Annotated in this window: 15 protein-coding genes and 4 tRNA genes; 8 read left to right on the top strand and 11 right to left on the bottom strand. The window is 71.1% G+C overall.

Annotation, left to right across the window (positions count from 1 at the left end; translation table 11 throughout):
* Positions 1-73: 73 nt before the first annotated feature.
* Positions 74-2023: a 1-deoxy-D-xylulose-5-phosphate synthase gene (gene dxs, locus GB864_RS02020; RefSeq protein WP_160422684.1), complete on the top strand. Its 1950-nt coding sequence runs from the start codon at positions 74-76 to the stop codon at positions 2021-2023.
* A gap of 157 nt (positions 2024-2180) precedes the next feature.
* On the opposite strand, the gene GB864_RS02015 is transcribed toward dxs, so the two are convergent.
* The 6 genes from GB864_RS02015 to GB864_RS01990 all read right to left on the bottom strand — a co-directional run bounded on the left by GB864_RS02015 (position 2181) and on the right by GB864_RS01990 (position 8577).
* The gene (locus GB864_RS02015; RefSeq protein ID WP_160422683.1) at positions 2181-2612 is read right to left on the bottom strand and encodes a hypothetical protein; all 432 of its coding nucleotides are present in this window, start codon (positions 2610-2612) and stop codon (positions 2181-2183) included.
* 72 nt (positions 2613-2684) lie between these two features.
* Positions 2685-3272: a dihydrofolate reductase family protein gene (locus GB864_RS02010; RefSeq protein WP_160422682.1), complete on the bottom strand. Its 588-nt coding sequence runs from the start codon at positions 3270-3272 to the stop codon at positions 2685-2687.
* Between the two features lie 98 nt (positions 3273-3370).
* Positions 3371-5512, bottom strand: coding sequence for a 3-hydroxyacyl-CoA dehydrogenase NAD-binding domain-containing protein (locus GB864_RS02005; RefSeq protein WP_160422681.1), 2142 nt, complete (start codon positions 5510-5512; stop codon positions 3371-3373).
* Between the two features lie 5 nt (positions 5513-5517).
* On the bottom strand, positions 5518-6723 hold the full coding sequence (locus tag GB864_RS02000) for an acetyl-CoA C-acyltransferase (protein ID WP_160422680.1): 1206 nt from the start codon (positions 6721-6723) through the stop codon (positions 5518-5520).
* A 77-nt stretch (positions 6724-6800) separates the two neighbouring features.
* Positions 6801-7997: an HRDC domain-containing protein gene (locus tag GB864_RS01995; RefSeq protein ID WP_160422679.1), complete on the bottom strand. Its 1197-nt coding sequence runs from the start codon at positions 7995-7997 to the stop codon at positions 6801-6803.
* Positions 7990-8577, bottom strand: coding sequence for a DUF3000 domain-containing protein (locus tag GB864_RS01990; protein WP_160422678.1), 588 nt, complete (start codon positions 8575-8577; stop codon positions 7990-7992). Before GB864_RS01990 ends, GB864_RS01995 begins: the two co-directional genes overlap by 8 nt.
* 82 nt (positions 8578-8659) lie before the next feature.
* Here GB864_RS01990 and GB864_RS18890 point away from each other — a divergent pair, with 82 nt between their 5' ends.
* On the top strand, positions 8660-9853 hold the full coding sequence (locus GB864_RS18890) for an alpha/beta fold hydrolase (protein WP_160422677.1): 1194 nt from the start codon (positions 8660-8662) through the stop codon (positions 9851-9853).
* 60 nt (positions 9854-9913) lie between these two features.
* Here the strand turns inward: GB864_RS18890 and GB864_RS01980 are convergent, their stop codons facing one another.
* Together GB864_RS01980 and GB864_RS01975 are read right to left on the bottom strand one after the other, a co-directional pair.
* Entirely contained in the window at positions 9914-10354 is a 441-nt protein-coding gene (locus GB864_RS01980) for a SufE family protein (protein WP_160422676.1), read from the bottom strand.
* A 124-nt stretch (positions 10355-10478) separates the two neighbouring features.
* The gene (locus GB864_RS01975; RefSeq protein ID WP_160422675.1) at positions 10479-11372 is read right to left on the bottom strand and encodes a sulfurtransferase; all 894 of its coding nucleotides are present in this window, start codon (positions 11370-11372) and stop codon (positions 10479-10481) included.
* Positions 11373-11559: 187 nt separating this feature from the next.
* Here GB864_RS01975 and zapE point away from each other — a divergent pair, with 187 nt between their 5' ends.
* The 3 genes from zapE to GB864_RS01960 all read left to right on the top strand — a co-directional run bounded on the left by zapE (position 11560) and on the right by GB864_RS01960 (position 14684).
* The gene (gene zapE / locus GB864_RS01970) at positions 11560-12615 is read left to right on the top strand and encodes a cell division protein ZapE (protein WP_160422674.1); all 1056 of its coding nucleotides are present in this window, start codon (positions 11560-11562) and stop codon (positions 12613-12615) included.
* 249 nt (positions 12616-12864) lie between these two features.
* Positions 12865-14088 carry an ammonium transporter gene (locus GB864_RS01965; RefSeq protein WP_160422673.1) on the top strand — a complete coding sequence of 408 codons (1224 nt, stop codon included), beginning with the start codon at positions 12865-12867 and terminating at the stop codon, positions 14086-14088.
* A gap of 41 nt (positions 14089-14129) precedes the next feature.
* Positions 14130-14684 (top strand): type II toxin-antitoxin system PemK/MazF family toxin, encoded by a 555-nt coding sequence (locus GB864_RS01960; protein ID WP_336603838.1) that lies wholly within the window; start codon positions 14130-14132, stop codon positions 14682-14684.
* A gap of 75 nt (positions 14685-14759) precedes the next feature.
* On the opposite strand, the gene GB864_RS01955 is transcribed toward GB864_RS01960, so the two are convergent.
* A complete protein-coding gene (locus GB864_RS01955) occupies positions 14760-15407 on the bottom strand; it encodes a PadR family transcriptional regulator (RefSeq protein WP_160422672.1) in 648 nt (215 codons plus the stop codon).
* A 117-nt stretch (positions 15408-15524) separates the two neighbouring features.
* A tRNA-Val gene (locus GB864_RS01950) sits at positions 15525-15597 on the bottom strand.
* 467 nt (positions 15598-16064) lie between these two features.
* Between GB864_RS01950 and GB864_RS01945 the strand changes: the two genes are divergently transcribed.
* The 3 genes from GB864_RS01945 (at position 16065) to GB864_RS01935 (ending at position 16379) form a co-directional block, all read left to right on the top strand.
* Positions 16065-16136, top strand: a tRNA-Gly gene (locus tag GB864_RS01945).
* A 71-nt stretch (positions 16137-16207) separates the two neighbouring features.
* Positions 16208-16281, top strand: a tRNA-Cys gene (locus GB864_RS01940).
* A 23-nt stretch (positions 16282-16304) separates the two neighbouring features.
* Positions 16305-16379: transfer RNA gene (locus tag GB864_RS01935), tRNA-Val, on the top strand.
* A gap of 95 nt (positions 16380-16474) precedes the next feature.
* Here GB864_RS01935 and GB864_RS01930 read toward each other — a convergent pair.
* A partial coding sequence (locus tag GB864_RS01930; protein ID WP_160422671.1) for an IS1249 family transposase occupies positions 16475-17430 on the bottom strand: 956 nt, incomplete at its 5' end.

Raw genomic sequence — 17430 nt, 5'->3', positions numbered from 1 at the left:
GCCGTCGGTGCGCCCGGCGTAGACTCGAACCCGTTCCGCGGCCGTGCGCCGCACCATCCCGGAGGCAACGCGAATGACCCTGCTCGAGCACATCAACAGTCCGCGGGACCTGGACGGTCTCTCGACTGCGGAGGTCGAGCAGCTCGCCGGCGAGATCCGGCAGTTCCTCGTGCGCGAGGTGTCGAAGACGGGCGGCCACCTCGGTCCGAACCTCGGCGTCGTCGAGCTGACCCTGGCCATCCACCGGGTGTTCGAGTCGCCCCGCGACGCGATCGTGTTCGACACCGGCCACCAGTCGTACGTGCACAAGCTCCTCACCGGCCGCAAGGACTTCTCGCGCCTGCGCCTCGCGGGCGGCCTCGCCGGCTACCCGCAGCGCTCCGAGTCCGAGCACGACATCGTCGAGTCCTCGCACGCGTCGAGCTCCCTGTCCTGGGCCGACGGCATCTCGAAGGCGTTCGAGATGACCGGTCAGCGCGATCGCCATGTCATCGCCGTCGTCGGCGACGGCGCCCTCACGGGCGGCATGACGTGGGAGGCGCTCAACAACATCTCCGACGACAACACGCGCAAGCTCATCGTCGTCGTCAACGACAACGGCCGCTCCTACGCCCCGACGATCGGCGGCATGGCCCGGTTCCTGAACTCGGTGCGCACCAAGCAGGGCTACCGCGAGCTGCACCTCTCGAGCCGCCGCGCGTTCGATCGCCTCGGCAGCCCCGCGAGCTCGTTCTACCGCGGCGTGCGCGGCGGCCTGCACGGCTTCCTCAGCCGCTTCACCGACAACGAGGCGCTCTACTCGAACCTCGACATCAAGTACGTCGGTCCCATCGACGGCCACGACGAGCAGGCGATGGAGGAGGCGCTGCGCCAGGCGAAGGACTACGGCGCGCCCGTCATCGTCCACGCGATCACCGAGAAGGGCCGCGGCTACGAGCCCGCCCGCCGGGACATCGCCGATCAGTTCCACGCCGTCGGGCAGATCGACCCCGAGACGGGCGAACCGCTGGACTCCTCGTCCAAGCCGTCCTGGACGGGCGTGTTCGCCGACGAACTCGCCTCGCTCGCCGCCGCCCGACCGAACCTCGTGGGCATCACGGCCGCGATGCTGCGGCCGACCGGGCTGCACAAGATGGCGGAGCGCTTCCCGAGCCGCGTCTTCGACGTCGGCATCGCCGAGCAGCATGCCGCGGCGTCGGCGGCCGGCCTCGCGTTCGGCGGCCTGCACCCGGTCGTCGCCGTCTACGCCACGTTCATCAACCGCGCTTTCGACCAGGTGCTCATGGACGTCGCCCTCCACAAGGCCGGCGTCACGTTCGTGCTCGACCGCGCCGGCGTGACCGGCCCCGACGGTCCGAGCCACCACGGCGTGTGGGACCTGGCGATCCTCCAGGTCGTCCCCGGCATCCGCATCGCGGCGCCGCGCGACGCGGAACGGCTCGTCGAAGAACTGCGCGAGGCCGTCGTCGTGGATGACGCGCCCACGGTCATCCGCTTCCCGAAGGGCTCCGTCAGCGCCCCGATCGACGCGGTCCGCCGCACCGCGGACGGCGTCGACGTGCTCGCCGAGACGTCGCAGCAGGACGTGCTGATCGTCACCGTCGGCCCGATGGCCGAGACCGGCCTCGCGGTCGCCGAGCGCCTCGAGGCGCAGGGCATCGGCGCAACCGTCGTCGACCCGCGCTGGGTCGTGCCCGTTCCCGAGAGCGTCATCGAGCTCTCGCGCGAGCACCGCCTTGTCGTGAGCCTTGAGGACGGCATCCGAGTCGGCGGCGTCGGCACGCGCATCCGTCAGGATCTGCGACGGGCCGGCGTCGACACGGCCGTGACGGAGCTCGGCCTGCCGGACGAGTTCCTCGACCACGCGACCCGCGCCGAGATCCTCGAGCGCGCGGGCCTCAGCGCCCAGCAGATCGCCCGCGACGTCACCGACATGGTGCTCGGCTCGAAGCTGCCGCACGCGCGGCCGGCGACGGGGGAGACCGGGGCGACGCCGATCATCGCGACGCGCGCCGACCGCTGATCCGAACGGGGCGCCGATCCGGCGCGTCCACCCCGGCCGCGCCGTCGCCGCCGGTCGGCCGGAGGCGCGCCGCGCCGGTCGCTCGACGCCGCAACCGCAAAAGCCGACGGGGCGGCGGCGAGTCTCCTCGCCGCCGCCCCGTCGCTGCCGGATCAGCTCACTCGGCGTCGCACGCCACGGTGACCGCGGTCGCGGACTTGCTGACCGCCTCGGACTGCTCGGTGGTGTCGGGCGTCTCCGAGTCCTCGGTCGGCGTCGGCAGCGCCTCGACGGTCGTCTGGGCCTCGGTGAGGGCGGTCTCGAGGTCGTCGAGCTTGGCCACGACCTCGTCGGACTCGGCGTCGGCCTTGAGCTCGTCGACCCGGGTGATGAGATCGCCGAGGTACTCGCCGTCGGCCGCCGGGTCGGTGACCATGGCGAGCTTGTTCTGCGCGCCGTTGCTGATGTCGCGAACCTGGACGCGGATGACCTCGCAGGAGCCTGCGGCGGCGGTGGTCTCGGCGGGCTCCGAGCTGGTCGAGCAGCCGGCGAGCGTGAGCGCGGCGGCGACGGCGATGGCGGACAGGGCGGCGAACTGGATGCGTTGCATGATCTGGTGTTTCTCCCCCGAGTAGTGCTGATGTGTGATGCGGGCCGACCCCTCTCGACCCGAGCGTCAAGCCTACTCGTCGCCTCGGACGGCGTCTGCGTCCGGCCTGCCGGCCGGAGCGGAGCCGGTGGCTGCGATGCGATAGCGCAGTTCGACGGCCCCGCTCGGGAACGTCGTGGTGCCGGTCAGCTCGAGGCTCCGGTTCGTCGCGAGCGGCAGGAGCGGCGCGCCGGCGCCGAGCACGACGGGCATGACGCTCACGATCAGTTCGTCGAGCATGCCGGCCGCCGCGAACTCCGCGACGAGGCCGCCGCCGCCGACCAGCCAGACGTCGCGGCCGCCCGCGGCCGCCTCGAGCTCGTCGCGCAACTCGGCGGGGGAGGCGGCCCGGAAGCGGATGTCGCGCCCGGGCACGCCCTCCGCGACGCGGTTCGTGAGCACCCAGGCCGGCACCACGTAGTCCCAGGCGGCCGGCCCTTCGCCGTGCACGAAGTCGTAGGTCGAACGGCCCATGACGATGGCCCCGACCTCGGCGATGAAGGCGCGGTAGCCGGCTGCGAACTCGTCCATGCCGAACGCCAGCAGCCAGTCGAGCGAGCCGTCGCGGTCGGCGATGAAGCCGTCGAGGCTCGAGGCGACGTAGTAGCGGTAGCGGGTCATCCTGCGACGCTAACGCCGCCCTCGGACATCCTCGGCCGAATGCGGACGGCCCCGCCCCGCACGAGGCGGGACGGGGCCGTTCGGTCGAGGATGCCGGCTTACGCGGAGAGGCCGACGATCTTCGGGTGGTGGAACGTGTCGCCGAAGGCGCGCTCCGAGGCGCCGACCCGGTCGAGGTACGGCGTCGCGCCGCCGGCCTGGAAGGGCCAGCCGGCGCCGAGGATGAGGCAGAGGTCGATGTCCTCGGCCGCGGCCACGACGCCCTCGTCGAGCATGAGCTTGATCTCGCCCGCGAGCTCGTCCTCGACGCGACGCAGGATCGTCGCGGCGTCGACGGGGCTCTTGCCGACCGTGATGGCCTTCTTGGCCTCCTTGGTGAGGTCGGTGACCTTGCCGTGCTTGTCCTTCTCGACGACGGGGCCGCCGAGCTTGGAGAGGGCATGCAAGTTCTCCGAGGAGTAGAAGCGCTCGGGGAACTCGCGCACCATCGTGTCCTGCACGTGGGCCGCGACCGCCCAGCCGACGAGGTCGATGAGCTCGAACGGGCCCATCGGGAGGCCGATCGGCGCGAGCGCCTGCTCGACGACCGGCACCGGGGTGCCTTCGTCGACGGCACGGGCCGCCTCGCCCATGACCTTGGCGAGGAGGCGGTTGACCACGAAGCCGGGGGCGTCCGCCGTGAGGACGGCGTTCTTCTTCAACTTCGCGGCCGTCGCGAACGCGGTCGCGAGCGTCGCGTCATCCGTCTGCGGCGTCTTCACGATCTCGATCAGCGGCATGATCGCCACCGGGTTGAAGAAGTGGAAGCCGACGAGGCGCTCGGGGTGAGCGAGGTTCGCGCCGATCTGCTCCACCGAGAGCGAGGAGGTGTTCGTCGCGATGATCGCCGTCTCGGCCAGGAACGGCTCGACCTCGGCGAAGACCTGCTGCTTGACGGCGAGGTCCTCGAAGACGGCTTCGATGACCCAGTCGCAGTCCGCGAAATCGGACTTGTCGGTCGTGCCCGAGACCAGCGCGCGGAGGCGGTTGGCCTCGTCGGAGGAGACGCGCCCCTTCTCCTGGAGCTTGCCGATCTCGTCGCGGATGTACGCGAGGCCCTTGTCGACGCGGGCCTGGTCGAGGTCCGTGATGACGACGGGCACCTGCAGGCGGCGCACGAACAGCAGCGCGAACTGGCTCGCCATGAGGCCGGCGCCGATGATGCCGACCTTGTTGACCTTGCGGGCCAGCGACTTGTCGGGGGCGCCCGCGGGGCGCTTCGCACGCTTCTGCACGAGGTTGAACGCGTAGATCGACGCGTGGAACTGGTCGCCGGCGATGAGGTCGGCGAGCATCTCGTCCTCGCGGGCGAAGCCCTCGGCCTTGGTGCCGGACTTGGCGGCCTTCAGGAGCTCGAGCGCAGCGAACGGCGACTTGGCGGTCGTGCCGATCTTGCCCTCGATGGCCTTCTTGGCGATGCCGATCGCGATGTCCCACTTGGCGAGTCGCTCGAGCTTGCCGGGCTGGTTCGGGCGCTTGACGGCGATCTTGCCGCCGAGCACGCCGTCGGCCCACTTGATCGAGTCCTCGAGGAAGTTCACCGGGGCGAGCACGACGTCGGCGATGCCGAGCTCGGCGGCGTCCTTGGCCTTCAGCATCCGGTTGTTCTTCATCGGGTTCTCGACGATCACCTTGAGGGCGTTCTCGATGCCGATGAGGTTGGGCAGCAGGTAGGCGCCGCCCCAGCCGGGGATGATGCCGAGGAAGACCTCGGGCAGGCCGACGGCGGGCGCGGCCGCGTCGATCGTGCGGTAGTCGCAGTTCAGCGCGATCTCGACGCCGCCGCCGAGGGCGAGGCCGTTGATGAAGCAGAACGAGGGCACGCCGAGATCGCCGAGCTTGCCGAGCACGTAGTGGCCGAGCTGGCCGAGCTTCAGGGCCGCCTCGCGGCTCGGGATCTCGCTGACCTTGGACAGGTCGGCGCCCGCGGCGAGGAAGTACGGCTTGCCCGTGATCGCGACGGCGTCGATCTCGCCGGCGGCCGCGCGGACCTTCAGCTCCTCGAGGCGGTCGTTCAGCTCCAGGAGGGTCACCGGGCCGAGCGTCGACGGACGCGTGTGGTCGCGGCCGTTGTCGAGCGTGATGAGCGCCAGCGTCTTGCCGGAGGCAAGGGGGATGTCGCGCACGTAGCTGTGCGTGACGACCTCGTCGTCGGAGACGGCGGTCAGCTCGGAGAAGTCGATCTTCGAGTAGTCGGTCATCGCGTTCAGCGGCCCTTTCCGTAGTGCTTGTGGTGGGGGTTCTCCCAGATCACGCTGCCGCCCTGGCCGAGGCCCACGCACATCGCCGTGAGGCCGTAGCGCACCTCGGGGTGCAGCTCGAACTGGCGGGCGAGCTGGATCATGAGGCGCACGCCGGACGCGGCGAGCGGGTGGCCGATGGCGATCGCGCCGCCCCACGGGTTGACGCGGGGGTCCTCGTCGTCGATGCCGAAGTGGTCGAGGAAGCTCAGCACCTGCACGGCGAAGGCCTCGTTCAGCTCGAAGAGGCCGATGTCCTCGATCGTCAGGCCCGCGTTCTTCAGTGCGCGCTCGGTCGAGGGGATCGGGCCGATGCCCATGACCTCGGGCTCGACGCCGGCGAAGCCGAAGCTCACCATGCGCATCTTGACCGAGAGACCGAGCTCCTTGGCGGTCTTCGCGTTCGCGAGGATCGCCGCGGTGGCGCCGTCGGTGAGGGGCGAGGCGTTGCCCGCCGACACGCGGCCGTGGGGGCGGAACGGCGTCTTGAGCTGCGCCAGACCCTCCATCGTGGTGCCGGGACGACGTCCCTCGTCCTCGGTCGCGAGGCCCCAGCCCTGCTCCGAGCGGATCGCCACGGGCACGAGGTCGGGCTGGAGGTGGCCGGCCTCGTAGGCCGCCTGCACCTTCTGCTGGCTGCGCATGCCGAAACGGTCGGAGCGCTCCTTGGTCAGCTCGGGGAAGCGGTCGTGGAGACGCTCGGCGGTGTTGCCCATGTTGAGCGCATCGCCGGCCACGAGCCCCTCGGTGAGGAAGCGGGGGTTCGGGTCCGCGTCCAGGCCCATGGGGTGACGCCCCATGTGCTCCACGCCGCCCGCGATGACGACGTCGTACTGGCCGAAGCCGATACCGGCGCCGGTCGTGGTGACCGCCGTCATGGCGCCGGCGCACATGCGGTCGATCGCGAAGCCCGGGACCGACATGGGCAGGCCCGCGAGGATCGCCGCCGTCCGGCCGAGGGTCAGGCCCTGGTCGCCCTGCTGCGTCGTCGCAGCGATCGCCACATCGTCGACCCGGTCCTTGGGAAGGGAAGGGTTCCGCTCGAGCAGTCCCGTGATGGCCTTGACGACGAGGTCGTCCGCCCGGGTTCCCCAGTACATGCCCTTTTCACCGGCTCGACCGAACGGGGTACGGACCCCGTCGACGAACACGACATCAGCTCGTTCAGCCACGCTGCCGCCGCCTTTCAATTCGGATTCATCGCATCCTACGAACGCACTCCGAACGGCAGCCGAGCGGTTGCCGGAACCTACGAAGGGTCGGACTCGGCGTCCATGAGGGCTTGTTCCGCCTCGACAAACGAGGCGGCGATGATCTGTGCAGTCGCCGCAATCTGCCAGTCCCGGGCGCCGAGGGCGGCCAGCGCCGCGCCGATGTGCTCGGCGTCCGCGGGCTGCGGGGGCTGCCACGCGACGCGGCGCAGGTGGTCGGGCGTCAACAGGTTCTCGGTCGGCATGCCGAGTACGTCGGCGGCGGCCTGCACGGCCGGACGCGCGGTGCGCAGCCGGGCATCCGCGTCGGGATGCCGGTGGGCCCAGCCGCGGTGCGGCGGCGGACCCTCGCTCGGCACGCGCATCGGCGGCAATTGCGTCTCGGCGATGCCGCGCTGCACGGCGGCCCACCAGCGGTCGAGCTCGCTGCGGCTCGCCCGGCCCGTGAAGGCCCGGAGGTCGGCGAGCTCGCGGCGCGCTCGGGGCTGGGCCTTGGCCGCGGCGAGGAGCGAGGAGTCGGGCACGAGGCGGCCCGGCGCCAGGTCGAGTTCGACGGCGAGGCGGTCGCGTTCGAGCCACAGCTCGCGGGCGATCGCCAACTGCCGGGGCGAACGGATGCTCGAGAGGCCGGAAAGCCGTCGCCACGGGTCGGCGGCGGCGGGCTTCGGCTCCTTGCGGAGCACCGCCTCGAACTCGGCCCCGGCGATCCCGGTCTTGCGGGCCGCGACGAGCCGCTTGGCCATCGCATCGCGCACGTCGACGAGGAGTTCGACGTCGAGGGCGGCGTACTCGAGCCACGCCTGGGGGAGGGGCCGGGTGGACCAGTCGGCCGCCGAGTGCTCCTTCTTCAGGTGCACGCCGAGCAATTCCTCGACGACGGGGCCGAGGCCGACGCGCGGCAGCCCGAGCAGCCGGGCCGCGAGCTCAGTGTCGAAGATGCGTGCCGGGTCGAGGCCGACCTCCCGGAGGCAGGCGAGGTCCTGGCTCGCGGCGTGGAGCACCCACTCCTCCTCGCCGATCGCGGCCTGGAGCGACGCGAAGCCGCCGATGGCGGGCGGGTCGAAGAGGAAGACGCCGGCGCCGCGGCGGAAGACCTGGATCAGATAGGCGCGCTGCGAATACCGGAAGCCGCTCGCGCGCTCCGCGTCGACGGCCACGGGGCCCTCGCCCGCGGCGATCGCGGCGACCGCCTGCTCGAACTCACCGGCGCCATCGATGACCCGGTACTCACCCACGTCGCGACCTCCGCCTCGGAAGAACCGTCACCCCCTCTGCGCGCGGGGGCAACCCGGCGAGCATACACAACAGCTCGCCCCAGCCCTCCACGTGGGCGGTGACGTCGGAGTCGAGCGGGCTCCACGATGCGCGCAGTTCGATGCGGGCGCCGTCGCCCTGGCGCGCGAGCTCGCCGAAGCCGGTCGAGAGGATCTTGGTCGCGGTGCCCGAGGCGGCGACGTAGCGCGCGCCGCGGGCGTCCAACGCATCCACGAGCCACGACCAGGCGACGTCGGCGAGGAACGGGTCGATGCCGATCTCGGGTTCCAACGGCGCCTCGGCGAAGCAGACGATGCGGAACCGGCTGCCCCAGGCCTCCGGCTCGTCGGGGTCGTACAGAAGGACGAAGCGCCCCGTGCCGAGTTCGGAATCGATGCCGTGCGTCGGCGGGGCGACATCGGCCGACAATGCCGTCGCATACGGCGCGAGCGAACCCGGCGCAGGGATTTCGGACACGACGAGATCATCGCGATGACGGGCCCGACGCAAGGCGTCGAGGGCGGCCGCGAACTCAGGGGGGTGCTCGGCGGACTCGGACACGTGTGCAGACTAGAGTCTGCGCAGGGGCGGACGACGACGGCACGCCGACCGTCCGCCGTCGCCCCGCGGAAGGGAGCACGCGGTGGCGGGAACGGTTCGGAACGCGTCGGGGAACGGGCGCGTCGCACTCGGGATGCTGGCCGGAGCGGCCGTCGTGGGCGGCTCGATCGCCCTCGGTGCGGGAGCCCTCGCAGTCGCGCTCGCACGCCGGGTGCTCACGCCGCCGTCGAAGCGCGACGAGCCCGAGCGCATCGTCTCGGTCGACCTCGCCAACCACGAGATCGTGCTGGCGGCGACCGACGAGTCCCGCATGCGCGGGCGCTACAGCTTCTGGTTCAACCAGGAATCCGGGCACGCGCGCCTCGGCGACGTGCTCGACGAGGGCGTGACCACGGTGCGCCGCCGCATCGAGTCGGTCGACTTCGGCCGCCTCGAACGGGCCCGCGCCGGACGCTTCGCCGGCTGGTGGCACCTCGGACCCTGGGAACTCGGCCACGACTACACGAACGTCGTCATCGACACCCCGCTCGGGCCGGCGCCCGCCTGGCACATCCCCGCCGACGAGCCCGACGGGCGCTGGATCGTCATGGTCCACGGCCGCGGCACGCGACGGCAGGAGGGACTGCGAGCCGTCGACGCCGTGCGGGCAGCCGGCTGGGACAGCCTGCTCGTCTCCTGGCGCAACGACGGCGAGGCCCCCGAGAGCGCCGACCGTCGCTACGGGCTCGGCGGGACCGAGTGGCCGGACGTCGACGCGGCGATCGCCTACGCCCGGGCCCACGGCGCTCGGCGGATCGTGCTGCTCGGGTGGTCCATGGGCGGGGCGATCTCGGTGCAGACGGTGCTGCACTCCGCCGAGGCGCGGGACACCGTCGAGGGGCTCATCCTGGACTCGCCCGCCGTCGACTGGAGCGACATCCTGCGCTTCCAGGGCGGGGAGATCGGTCTGCCCGAGCGCTTCGCCGGCGTCGTCGGCGACGTGCTGCGGAGCTCGCGGCTGCTCGGTCTGACGGGCGCCGAGGCGCCCATCGATCTCGATGCCCTGGATGCCGCAGCGGCCGCGGACGGGCTCGTGGCCCCGGTACTCGTGCTGCATTCCGTCGACGACGGGTTCGTGCCGATCGACGGCTCGCGGCGTCTCGCGGCGGCCCGCCCCGACCTCGTCCGCCTCGACGAGTGGGCGGGTGCGCGCCACACGAAGCTCTGGAACCAGGACCCCGAGCGCTGGGAGCGCGAGGTCGTCGGCTGGCTCGACGCGCTGCCGCCGCGCGACTGACGTCGCCCGGCGCCGATCGGGCGGCTCCGCGCTCGGACGACCGGGCCGTCGTCGGGTGGCTCAGCCGGCCGCGGCGAGCCGTTCGCCGAGTTGACGCTGCGCGCGGGCCAGCATGCCGGTCATGCCGCGCACGCGCAGCGGCGAGACGGCCGCGGCGAGCCCGAGCGACTGCGGGTAGTCGCCGGGGATCGCGAGCACCTCGTCGGGGGACAGGCCGTCGATGCCCTGCGCGAGGATCGACGCGAACCCCCGGGTGGTCGGCGCCTCGGCCGGCGCGGTCGCGTAGAGGTGCACGCCGTGCTCGTCGACCTCGACGAAGAGGAAGACCGGCGACTGGCACTCGAGTACGCGCTCGAAGAGGTCGGGGTGGTCGCGGTAGCGCTCGGGCAGCTCCGGGAGCTCGTTCGAGTACTCGAGGAGCAGCTGCAGGCGCTCGCGCACCTCCAGGGCGAGGAACTCGTCGCGGATCTCGGCGAGGGGCGCCGGCAGGTTCTCGGTCATCGTGTCCTTTCTGGCACGGTCATTCTCCCACCGGGGCGCCGTCGCCGTTCCGGTGCGGGTGCGCTCGGCGCACGGCCGCGGGGCGGGGCATCCTCGTTCGGATGCCCCGCCCCGCGGTGGACGGTCAGAGCGAGCCGGGCTCGGCGCCGGTCACGATCGGCACGCGCACGCTCGAGCCCCACTCGGTCCACGAGCCGTCGTAGTTGCGGACGTTCGGGTACCCGAGCAGGTGCGTGAGCACGAACCAGGTGTGGCTCGAGCGCTCGCCGATGCGGCAGTACGCGATGACGCGGTCGGCCTCGCCGAGTCCGGCCTCGTCGCGGTAGATGGCGTCGAGCTCGTCGCGGGACTTGAAGGTCGCATCGGGGGCCGCGGCGCGCGCCCACGGCACGGAGGCGGCGGTCGGGATGTGGCCGCCGCGCAGGGCGGACTCCTCCGGGTAGGCGGGCATATGGGTGCGCTCGCCGGTGTACTCCTCGGGGGAACGGACGTCGATGAGCGGCTCGGTGCCGATCGCGGCGAGCACGTCCTCCTTGTAGGCGCGGATGGGGGCGTCGTCGCGCTCGACGACGGGGTACTCGACGGGCTCGACCACAGTGGCCTCGGTCGTGAGCTCGCGGCCCTCGGCGATCCAGAGGTCGCGACCGCCGTCGAGGAGACGGACGTCCTCGTGGCCGAAGAGCGTGAACACCCAGAGCGCGTAGGCGGCCCACCAGTTGTTCTTGTCGCCGTAGATGACGATCGTGTCGTCACGGGCGATGCCCTTCGACGAGAGCAGCTTCGCGAAGCCCTCGCCGTCGACGTAGTCGCGCACGACGGGGTCGTTGAGGTCGGTGTGCCAGTCGATCTTGACCGAACCGGGGATGTGGCCCGTCTCGTAGAGCAGGACGTCCTCGTCGGACTCCACGATGCGGACGGCCGGGTCCTCCAGGTGCGCGGCGAGCCACTCCGTCGACACGAGGCGGTGGGGGTTGGCGTAGGCGGCGAACTTCTCGGCGGGATCGAGCTCGGCGGGCATGGTTCCTCCTGTGGAACGAACGGGATGCCGGCCGCGCGGCGGCCGGTTCGCGGGCAATGACGACTCGGGGACGGCGGCTAGGCTTGGGCTCCGTCCGCCCCTGAATGTACGCGCCGCACCGCGCCGCGGAACCCTCCCGCGTCATCCGGGGCAATCCGAAGCAACACTTCCGAGCGAACGGTTCTCCATGACGCTTCCGCCCACCGCCGCCGCCGTGCGCATCGTCGACCGCGTCCCCACGATCGACGCCGTCGAGATGGCCGCCTCGCTCGTGCCGCCGCCGCAGTTCGCGGATGCCTCGTTCGAGTCGTACCGGCCCGATGCGGACTTCGCCTCCCAGCAGGCGGCACTGGAGAAGCTGCAGTCGTTCGCCGGCGCCTGGTCGGCGCCGGTCAAGTCCGGCGGTCTCTTCTCCTTCGGGCGCAAGCCGAAGGCGGCCCCGGAACTGCCGGGCGTCTACCTCGACGGCGGCTTCGGCGTCGGCAAGACCCACCTGCTCGCGGCGCTCTGGCACCGTGCGCCGGGGCCGAAGTACTTCGGCACGTTCATCGAGTACACGGCGCTCGTCGGCGCGCTCGGATACGCGGCCGCGGTGCAGCTCCTCCAGGGCGCCAAGCTCATCTGCATCGACGAGTTCGAGCTCGACGACCCGGGCGACACGATGCTCATGACGCGTTTCCTCGGCGAGCTCATGGCCGGCGGCACGCGCGTCGCGGCGACCTCGAACACGCCGCCGAACGCCCTCGGCGAGGGCCGCTTCGCGGCGGCCGACTTCCTCCGCGAGATCCACGCGCTCTCCTCCAACTTCGAGACCCTGCGCATCGACGGGCACGACTACCGCCGCCGCGCGATCGAGGGGCATGCGCCGGTGCGCGACGAGGCATCCTTCGACGCCCTCGTCGCCGGACTCGCCGATGCCGGCCGGGTCGTCTCGGTCGACGATTTCGACGGACTCATCTCGCACCTCGCCTCGGTGCATCCGTCGAAGTACGTCAAGCTGCTCGCCGGCCTCGACGTCATCGCGATCCGCGGCGTGCACGAGTTGCACGATCAGAACGCCGCGCTTCGGCTCGTCGCGTTCTTCGACCGCGTCTACGACGCGGAGATCCCCGTGGTCTCCTCCGGGCTCGCGCTCGACGAGGCGTTCGACCAGGAGATGCTCGGCGGCGGCTACCGCAAGAAGTACCTGCGCGCGATGAGCCGCATGATCGCGCTCGCCTCCGCCGACCCGTCGGGCGCGTAGGGCGCAGCGACGCCCCGGGCGGCGGCCTGCCGCCTCGCCGGGCGGATCCACGTCGAACGCTCGGCGTCGGGTCGGCTCGTCGAAACACGCTGTTTACACGGCAAGTTTCTTCGTAACCGTTGCGAAACACCCGCCGACGGTCCGCGAAACCTCCTCCTCGCATTCTGAGTACGCAATCCCCACCCGCGACAGGCAGCCGAGCCGCTCCGGAGCGGGTCCCCTGCAAACTCGAAGAGGTGTGAGGAATCTATGGACGCGGGAAATCTCGCATGGTCCGTCGCAGCGACGGCGCTCGTGCTGTTCATGACGCCCGGTGTGGCGTTCTTCTACGGCGGTCTGGTCAAGGCCAAGTCCGTCGTGAGCATGATGATGATGAGCTTCGGGGCCCTCGGCCTCGTCAGCGTGCTCTGGGTGCTCTACGGCTTCAACATGAGCGCGGTCGACAGCACGTGGGCCTTCGCCGGCAACCCGTTCAGCGACTTCGGCCTCGGTTCGGCTGACAGCGACACGCTGGTCGGCGCGACGTACGGCGCCACGTTCGCGATCATCACCGTCGCGCTCATCTCCGGCGCCATCGCCGACCGTGCCAAGTTCTGGTCCTGGATGCTCTTCGCGGGCGTCTGGGCGACCGTCGTCTACTTCCCCGTCGCCGCGTGGGTCTGGGGCGGCGGCTGGATCATGGGCCTCGGCGACACCTTCGGCTTCGACGCCTCGGTGATCGACTATGCGGGCGGCACGGCGGTCCACATCAACGCCGGTGCGGCGGCCCTCGCCCTCGCGATCGTCCTCGGCAAGCGCGTCGGCTTCCAGAAGGGCATCAACAAGCCCCACAACGTGCCGCTCGTGATGCTCGGCGCCTCGATCCTCTGGTTCGGCTGGTTCGGCTTCAACGCCGGCGCCGAGGGCACCTTCAACCTCCTCGGCACCGAGGACTCGTCGGTCGGCCTCATCATCGTCAACACGCTGGGCGCGACCGCCGCCGCCATCATCGGCTGGATCGTCGTCGAGAAGATCAAGGACGGCAAGTCCACCTCGATCGGCGCCGCTTCCGGTGCCGTCGCGGGCCTCGTCGCCATCACCCCCTCCTGCGCCAACCTGACCCCGGGCTGGTCGCTCGTCCTCGGCGTCGTCGCCGGTGCCGTCTGCGCCCTGGCGATCGAGCTCAAGTGGAAGCTCGGCTTCGACGACTCGCTCGACGTGGTCGGCGTGCACCTCGTCGGCGGCCTCATCGGTACCCTCTACCTCGGCTTCTTCGCCACGGGCACCGGCCTCTTCGTCGGCGGCAACTACGAGCAGCTCGTCCTGCAGCTCGTCGCGGCCCTCGGCGTGCTGATCTACTCGTTCGTCGTCGCCCTGGTCCTGGGCTTCGCGATCGAGAAGACCATCGGCTTCCGCATCAAGAACGAGGACGAGATCGCCGGCGTCGACACCGCCGTGCACGGCGAAGAGGGCTACGCGCTCGCCGACGCGTGATCTCCGATCCACCGCGAGGGCGGTGGGGTACGGTGACGGGTGTGACGAACACCCGGCGCCGCCCCACCGCCCTCGGGCGTTTCCTGGAGATACTCTTCGGCTCCGGCAGCACCCCGCCCGCCGCCCCCGCTCCCACGACCGGGGTGCCGGCGGGTTTCCGCGCTCCAGCGGAGTCGCCCGGGCGCAGCGGGCCGTCGGCGACGCGCGAGATCGATCCGCGCTCCCTCGAGGGCGTCCGCGTCGCCTACGCGCCGGATGACGACGAAGCGCCGGATCCCGGCGAGATCGTCTGGACCTGGGTGCCCTACGAGGAAGCGGACGGCCGGGGCAAGGATCGACCCGTGGTCGTCGTCGCGGCGGACGGCCGAGGCGGCTTCCTCGCCCTGCAGCTGACGAGCAAGGCGCACGCCGGCGAAGCCGAGTACCTCGCCATCGGCAGCGGGGCCTGGGATGCCTCGGGCCGCGGCAGCTGGGTCGACCTCGGTCGCGTGTTCCTGGTGCGCGCCGAGGGGATGCGTCGTGAGGCCGCCGCGCTCGACGCGGCCGCGTACGGCCGGATTGCCGACGCGGTGCGCGCCCGCTACGGCTGGGCCTGATCGGGCCGGTGGCCGGGGCGGTCGATCCGACCCGGTGACCGGCTCCGGGGCCAGGGTGAGCGACGCTCGTCCGGCTCAGGCCGCGGTCGACGAGGCCTTGCGGGGGCGGCCCCGCCGCGGCGACTCGCCGTGGATCGGCAGCGGCGCCGGAGCGTGGCCGTCGGCCGCGGACCGAAGTCGCACCTCGAGTCGATCGAGCCACTCCAGCACGCCTTCCAGGCGGGCGACGCGGGCGTCCGCGACGACGAGCGCGGCGAGGCCCTCGGTCTCGTTCGGGTCGACGACGCCGTCCCGGGATGACCGAGCGCCGGCGAGCGCCGTCTCGACGGCGACGCGGTGGCGGTCCAGCAGTCGGCCGCGGTCGACCCCCACGAGGGTGAGCGCGAGCGCGAGCTTCTCGGCGAGGCCGTCGAGCATTTCCTCGCCGTTCGACGTTTCGCCGGCCAGCCAGTCGGCGGCCTCGCGGCGCCCCGCCGGTGTGGCGACGAAGAAGGCGCGCCCTTCGGGGTCGGCGTCGCTGCGTTCCACGAGCCCGTCGCGCTCCAGCCGTTCGAGCGTGGCGTAGACCTGTCCGACGTTCAGGCGGCGTCCGCCGCCGGTCCGTCGTTCGAACTCCGACTTGAGCTGATAGCCGTAGCACGCGCCTTGGGACAGGATCGCGAGCAACGAATTCCGCACCGACATCTTCGCCTCCGTCGCGCCCGTGGGGGAGCGGGCGCTCATCACGATCGTGGCGGAATCCTGCGGATTGCCGGAGGAGCGGGCCTGGCGTGTCGGGTGCGAGGCAAGCCCGGAAACGACGGAACCCCCGCCGAGGCGGGGGTTCCTGAGGTAATTCCGTGGGCGATGCCGGGCTCGAACCGACGACCTCTTCCGTGTGAAGGAAGCGCGCTACCAGCTGCGCCAATCGCCCAAGTACGACCCCGAACGCGCCGGAACCGCGAGGTAGATACTAGCCGACGATTCGGTGACTCTGCACATCGACGCGACGGCCCGGGCGCGCCGCGGCTCGCCGCGGTGCACCGACGGGGACCACGGGGAGGCCGGCGGTCCCGTTGGCGGCCGGTGGAAGACGCGGCCGGCGCCAGCCGCGCCGCAACGGCGAGCACCGGTCATGATTCCCGTCGACGGAGTGTCTGCCCGTCGCCCAATCGGTCGGAAGGGCCGTGGTGGCGGACCGTTCTCGGACTCCCGGACGGGGTGGGCGAACCTGCCCGCAGGGCCCCGTTCCGTGAACATCCGCGGAATCCTGCGGAACACGCCGCTCAGCTTCGCTCGATTTGCGAGGCCGGAAACCCTGGGCTATGGTTTTACCTGTTCGCAGCAACGCGGACGAGCTAGCCGAGGCAGCGAGTCGAGAGACCCGAAGCCGACGCGATTGCGGATGTGGCGCAGTGGTAGCGCATCACCTTGCCAAGGTGAGGGTCGCGAGTTCGAATCTCGTCATCCGCTCGAATGGGAGCCGAGTCGAAAGACTCGGTTTCATTCTGAGGTGGTGAACCCGATGGTGAACCCAGGCTCACGGTGGATTGGCCGAGAGGCGAGGCAGCGGCCTGCAAAGCCGTATACACGGGTTCGAATCCCGTATCCACCTCCAAGCTGATACCTTGTATCAGCCTTGGGCGATTGGCGCAGCGGTAGCGCGCTTCCCTGACACGGAAGAGGTCACTGGTTCGATCCCAGTATCGCCCACCAGAGAAAACCCCCGGTTCGCCGGGGGTTTTCGTGTTTTCCGGGTTCGTTTCGGGGTTGTGGGTTATCGGCCAGAAAGAGTGGATGTCTCGGGCGTGTCAGCTGCGTCCGGCCCAGCCTTTCCTGGTCCAGAGGCCTTCTTCGTCGCTGAGTCCGGTGTCGTAGGGCGAGGCGTGTTCGGGTGGCGTCGCCTTGTTCGTCGGGCTCGGGGGCGTGGTTTTGGCCAGTGCGAGGGCCTGCTCGAGTGGCAGTTCGTGGAGGGTCAGGAACCACTCGACGGCGCGTCTGCGGTGTTCTTCGCTCATGCCTCGGTGGCGTCGGAGCAGGTCACGGATCTGGCTGTTGATCCCGCCTTCCAGCGGTGAGGTCGTGCGCGGGTTGCCGTAGAGCAGGTACGTGAACACGGTTTGTCTGGCCACGACGGTGCGGATCAGGAACCAGGCCTTGCGGAGCCGGTCGTGGGTGAAGCCGAAGTGTCCGTTGCGCAGCAGGGTGCGTTCGCGGGTGAGGTGGCCGAAGGCCTGCCACCACTGATCGAGGCGTTGCTGCCAGACGATGGCGTCCTCGATGCTCCAGATGCCGCTGAGTTGCATGGCCAGGCCGCGCAGGGCGCGGCCGGCCTCGGTGCGCGGGGTGCGAGTCAGGTGCCGGGTGATGTTCATCTGCAGGTGGAACAGGCAGCGCTGGTGCTTCGTTTCGGGCCAGCAGGTGTGCAGCGCCGTCGGCAGCCCGGTCCCGCCGTCGCTGACGAGGACGCCAGGTGCGGGGATCCGCTCGAACAGGGCCGTCCATGCCGCTACGGATTCCCCGCCGCACCATTGCCAGGCCAGGACGCGGCCGGTGTCGCTGAGCGCGATCAGCAGACACCAGGTGCCGACCCAGATGCCGTCGACGAGGACGGCGTGGTGGATCGTTTCGCACGGGCCCAGGCTCGGCTGCACGTCCCAGCACCACGCGATCTGGCGCCGGAACGAGCGGCCGGTCGCGGTGCCATCCAGTTCGGCTTGCGTGTGCTTGCCGGTGACCCAGGTCACGAACTTCCGCAGCTGTTCCC

The sequence above is a fragment of the Agromyces seonyuensis genome (assembly GCF_009789225.1).
GTDB lineage: Bacteria > Actinomycetota > Actinomycetes > Actinomycetales > Microbacteriaceae > Agromyces > Agromyces seonyuensis.
Note: the sequence above shows the minus strand (reverse complement) of the source record. Positions and strands in the feature narration are given on the sequence as shown.

Coding starts and splice junctions, on each gene's coding strand:
- dxs (WP_160422684.1), top strand. CDS start 74: ATGACCCTGCTCGAGCACATCAACAGTCCGCGGGACCTGGACGGTCTC.
- GB864_RS02015 (WP_160422683.1), bottom strand. CDS start 2,612: ATGCAACGCATCCAGTTCGCCGCCCTGTCCGCCATCGCCGTCGCCGCC.
- GB864_RS02010 (WP_160422682.1), bottom strand. CDS start 3,272: ATGACCCGCTACCGCTACTACGTCGCCTCGAGCCTCGACGGCTTCATC.
- GB864_RS02005 (WP_160422681.1), bottom strand. CDS start 5,512: ATGACCGACTACTCGAAGATCGACTTCTCCGAGCTGACCGCCGTCTCC.
- GB864_RS01980 (WP_160422676.1), bottom strand. CDS start 10,354: ATGACCGAGAACCTGCCGGCGCCCCTCGCCGAGATCCGCGACGAGTTC.
- GB864_RS01975 (WP_160422675.1), bottom strand. CDS start 11,372: ATGCCCGCCGAGCTCGATCCCGCCGAGAAGTTCGCCGCCTACGCCAAC.
- zapE (WP_160422674.1), top strand. CDS start 11,560: ATGACGCTTCCGCCCACCGCCGCCGCCGTGCGCATCGTCGACCGCGTC.
- GB864_RS01965 (WP_160422673.1), top strand. CDS start 12,865: ATGGACGCGGGAAATCTCGCATGGTCCGTCGCAGCGACGGCGCTCGTG.
- GB864_RS01955 (WP_160422672.1), bottom strand. CDS start 15,407: ATGAGCGCCCGCTCCCCCACGGGCGCGACGGAGGCGAAGATGTCGGTG.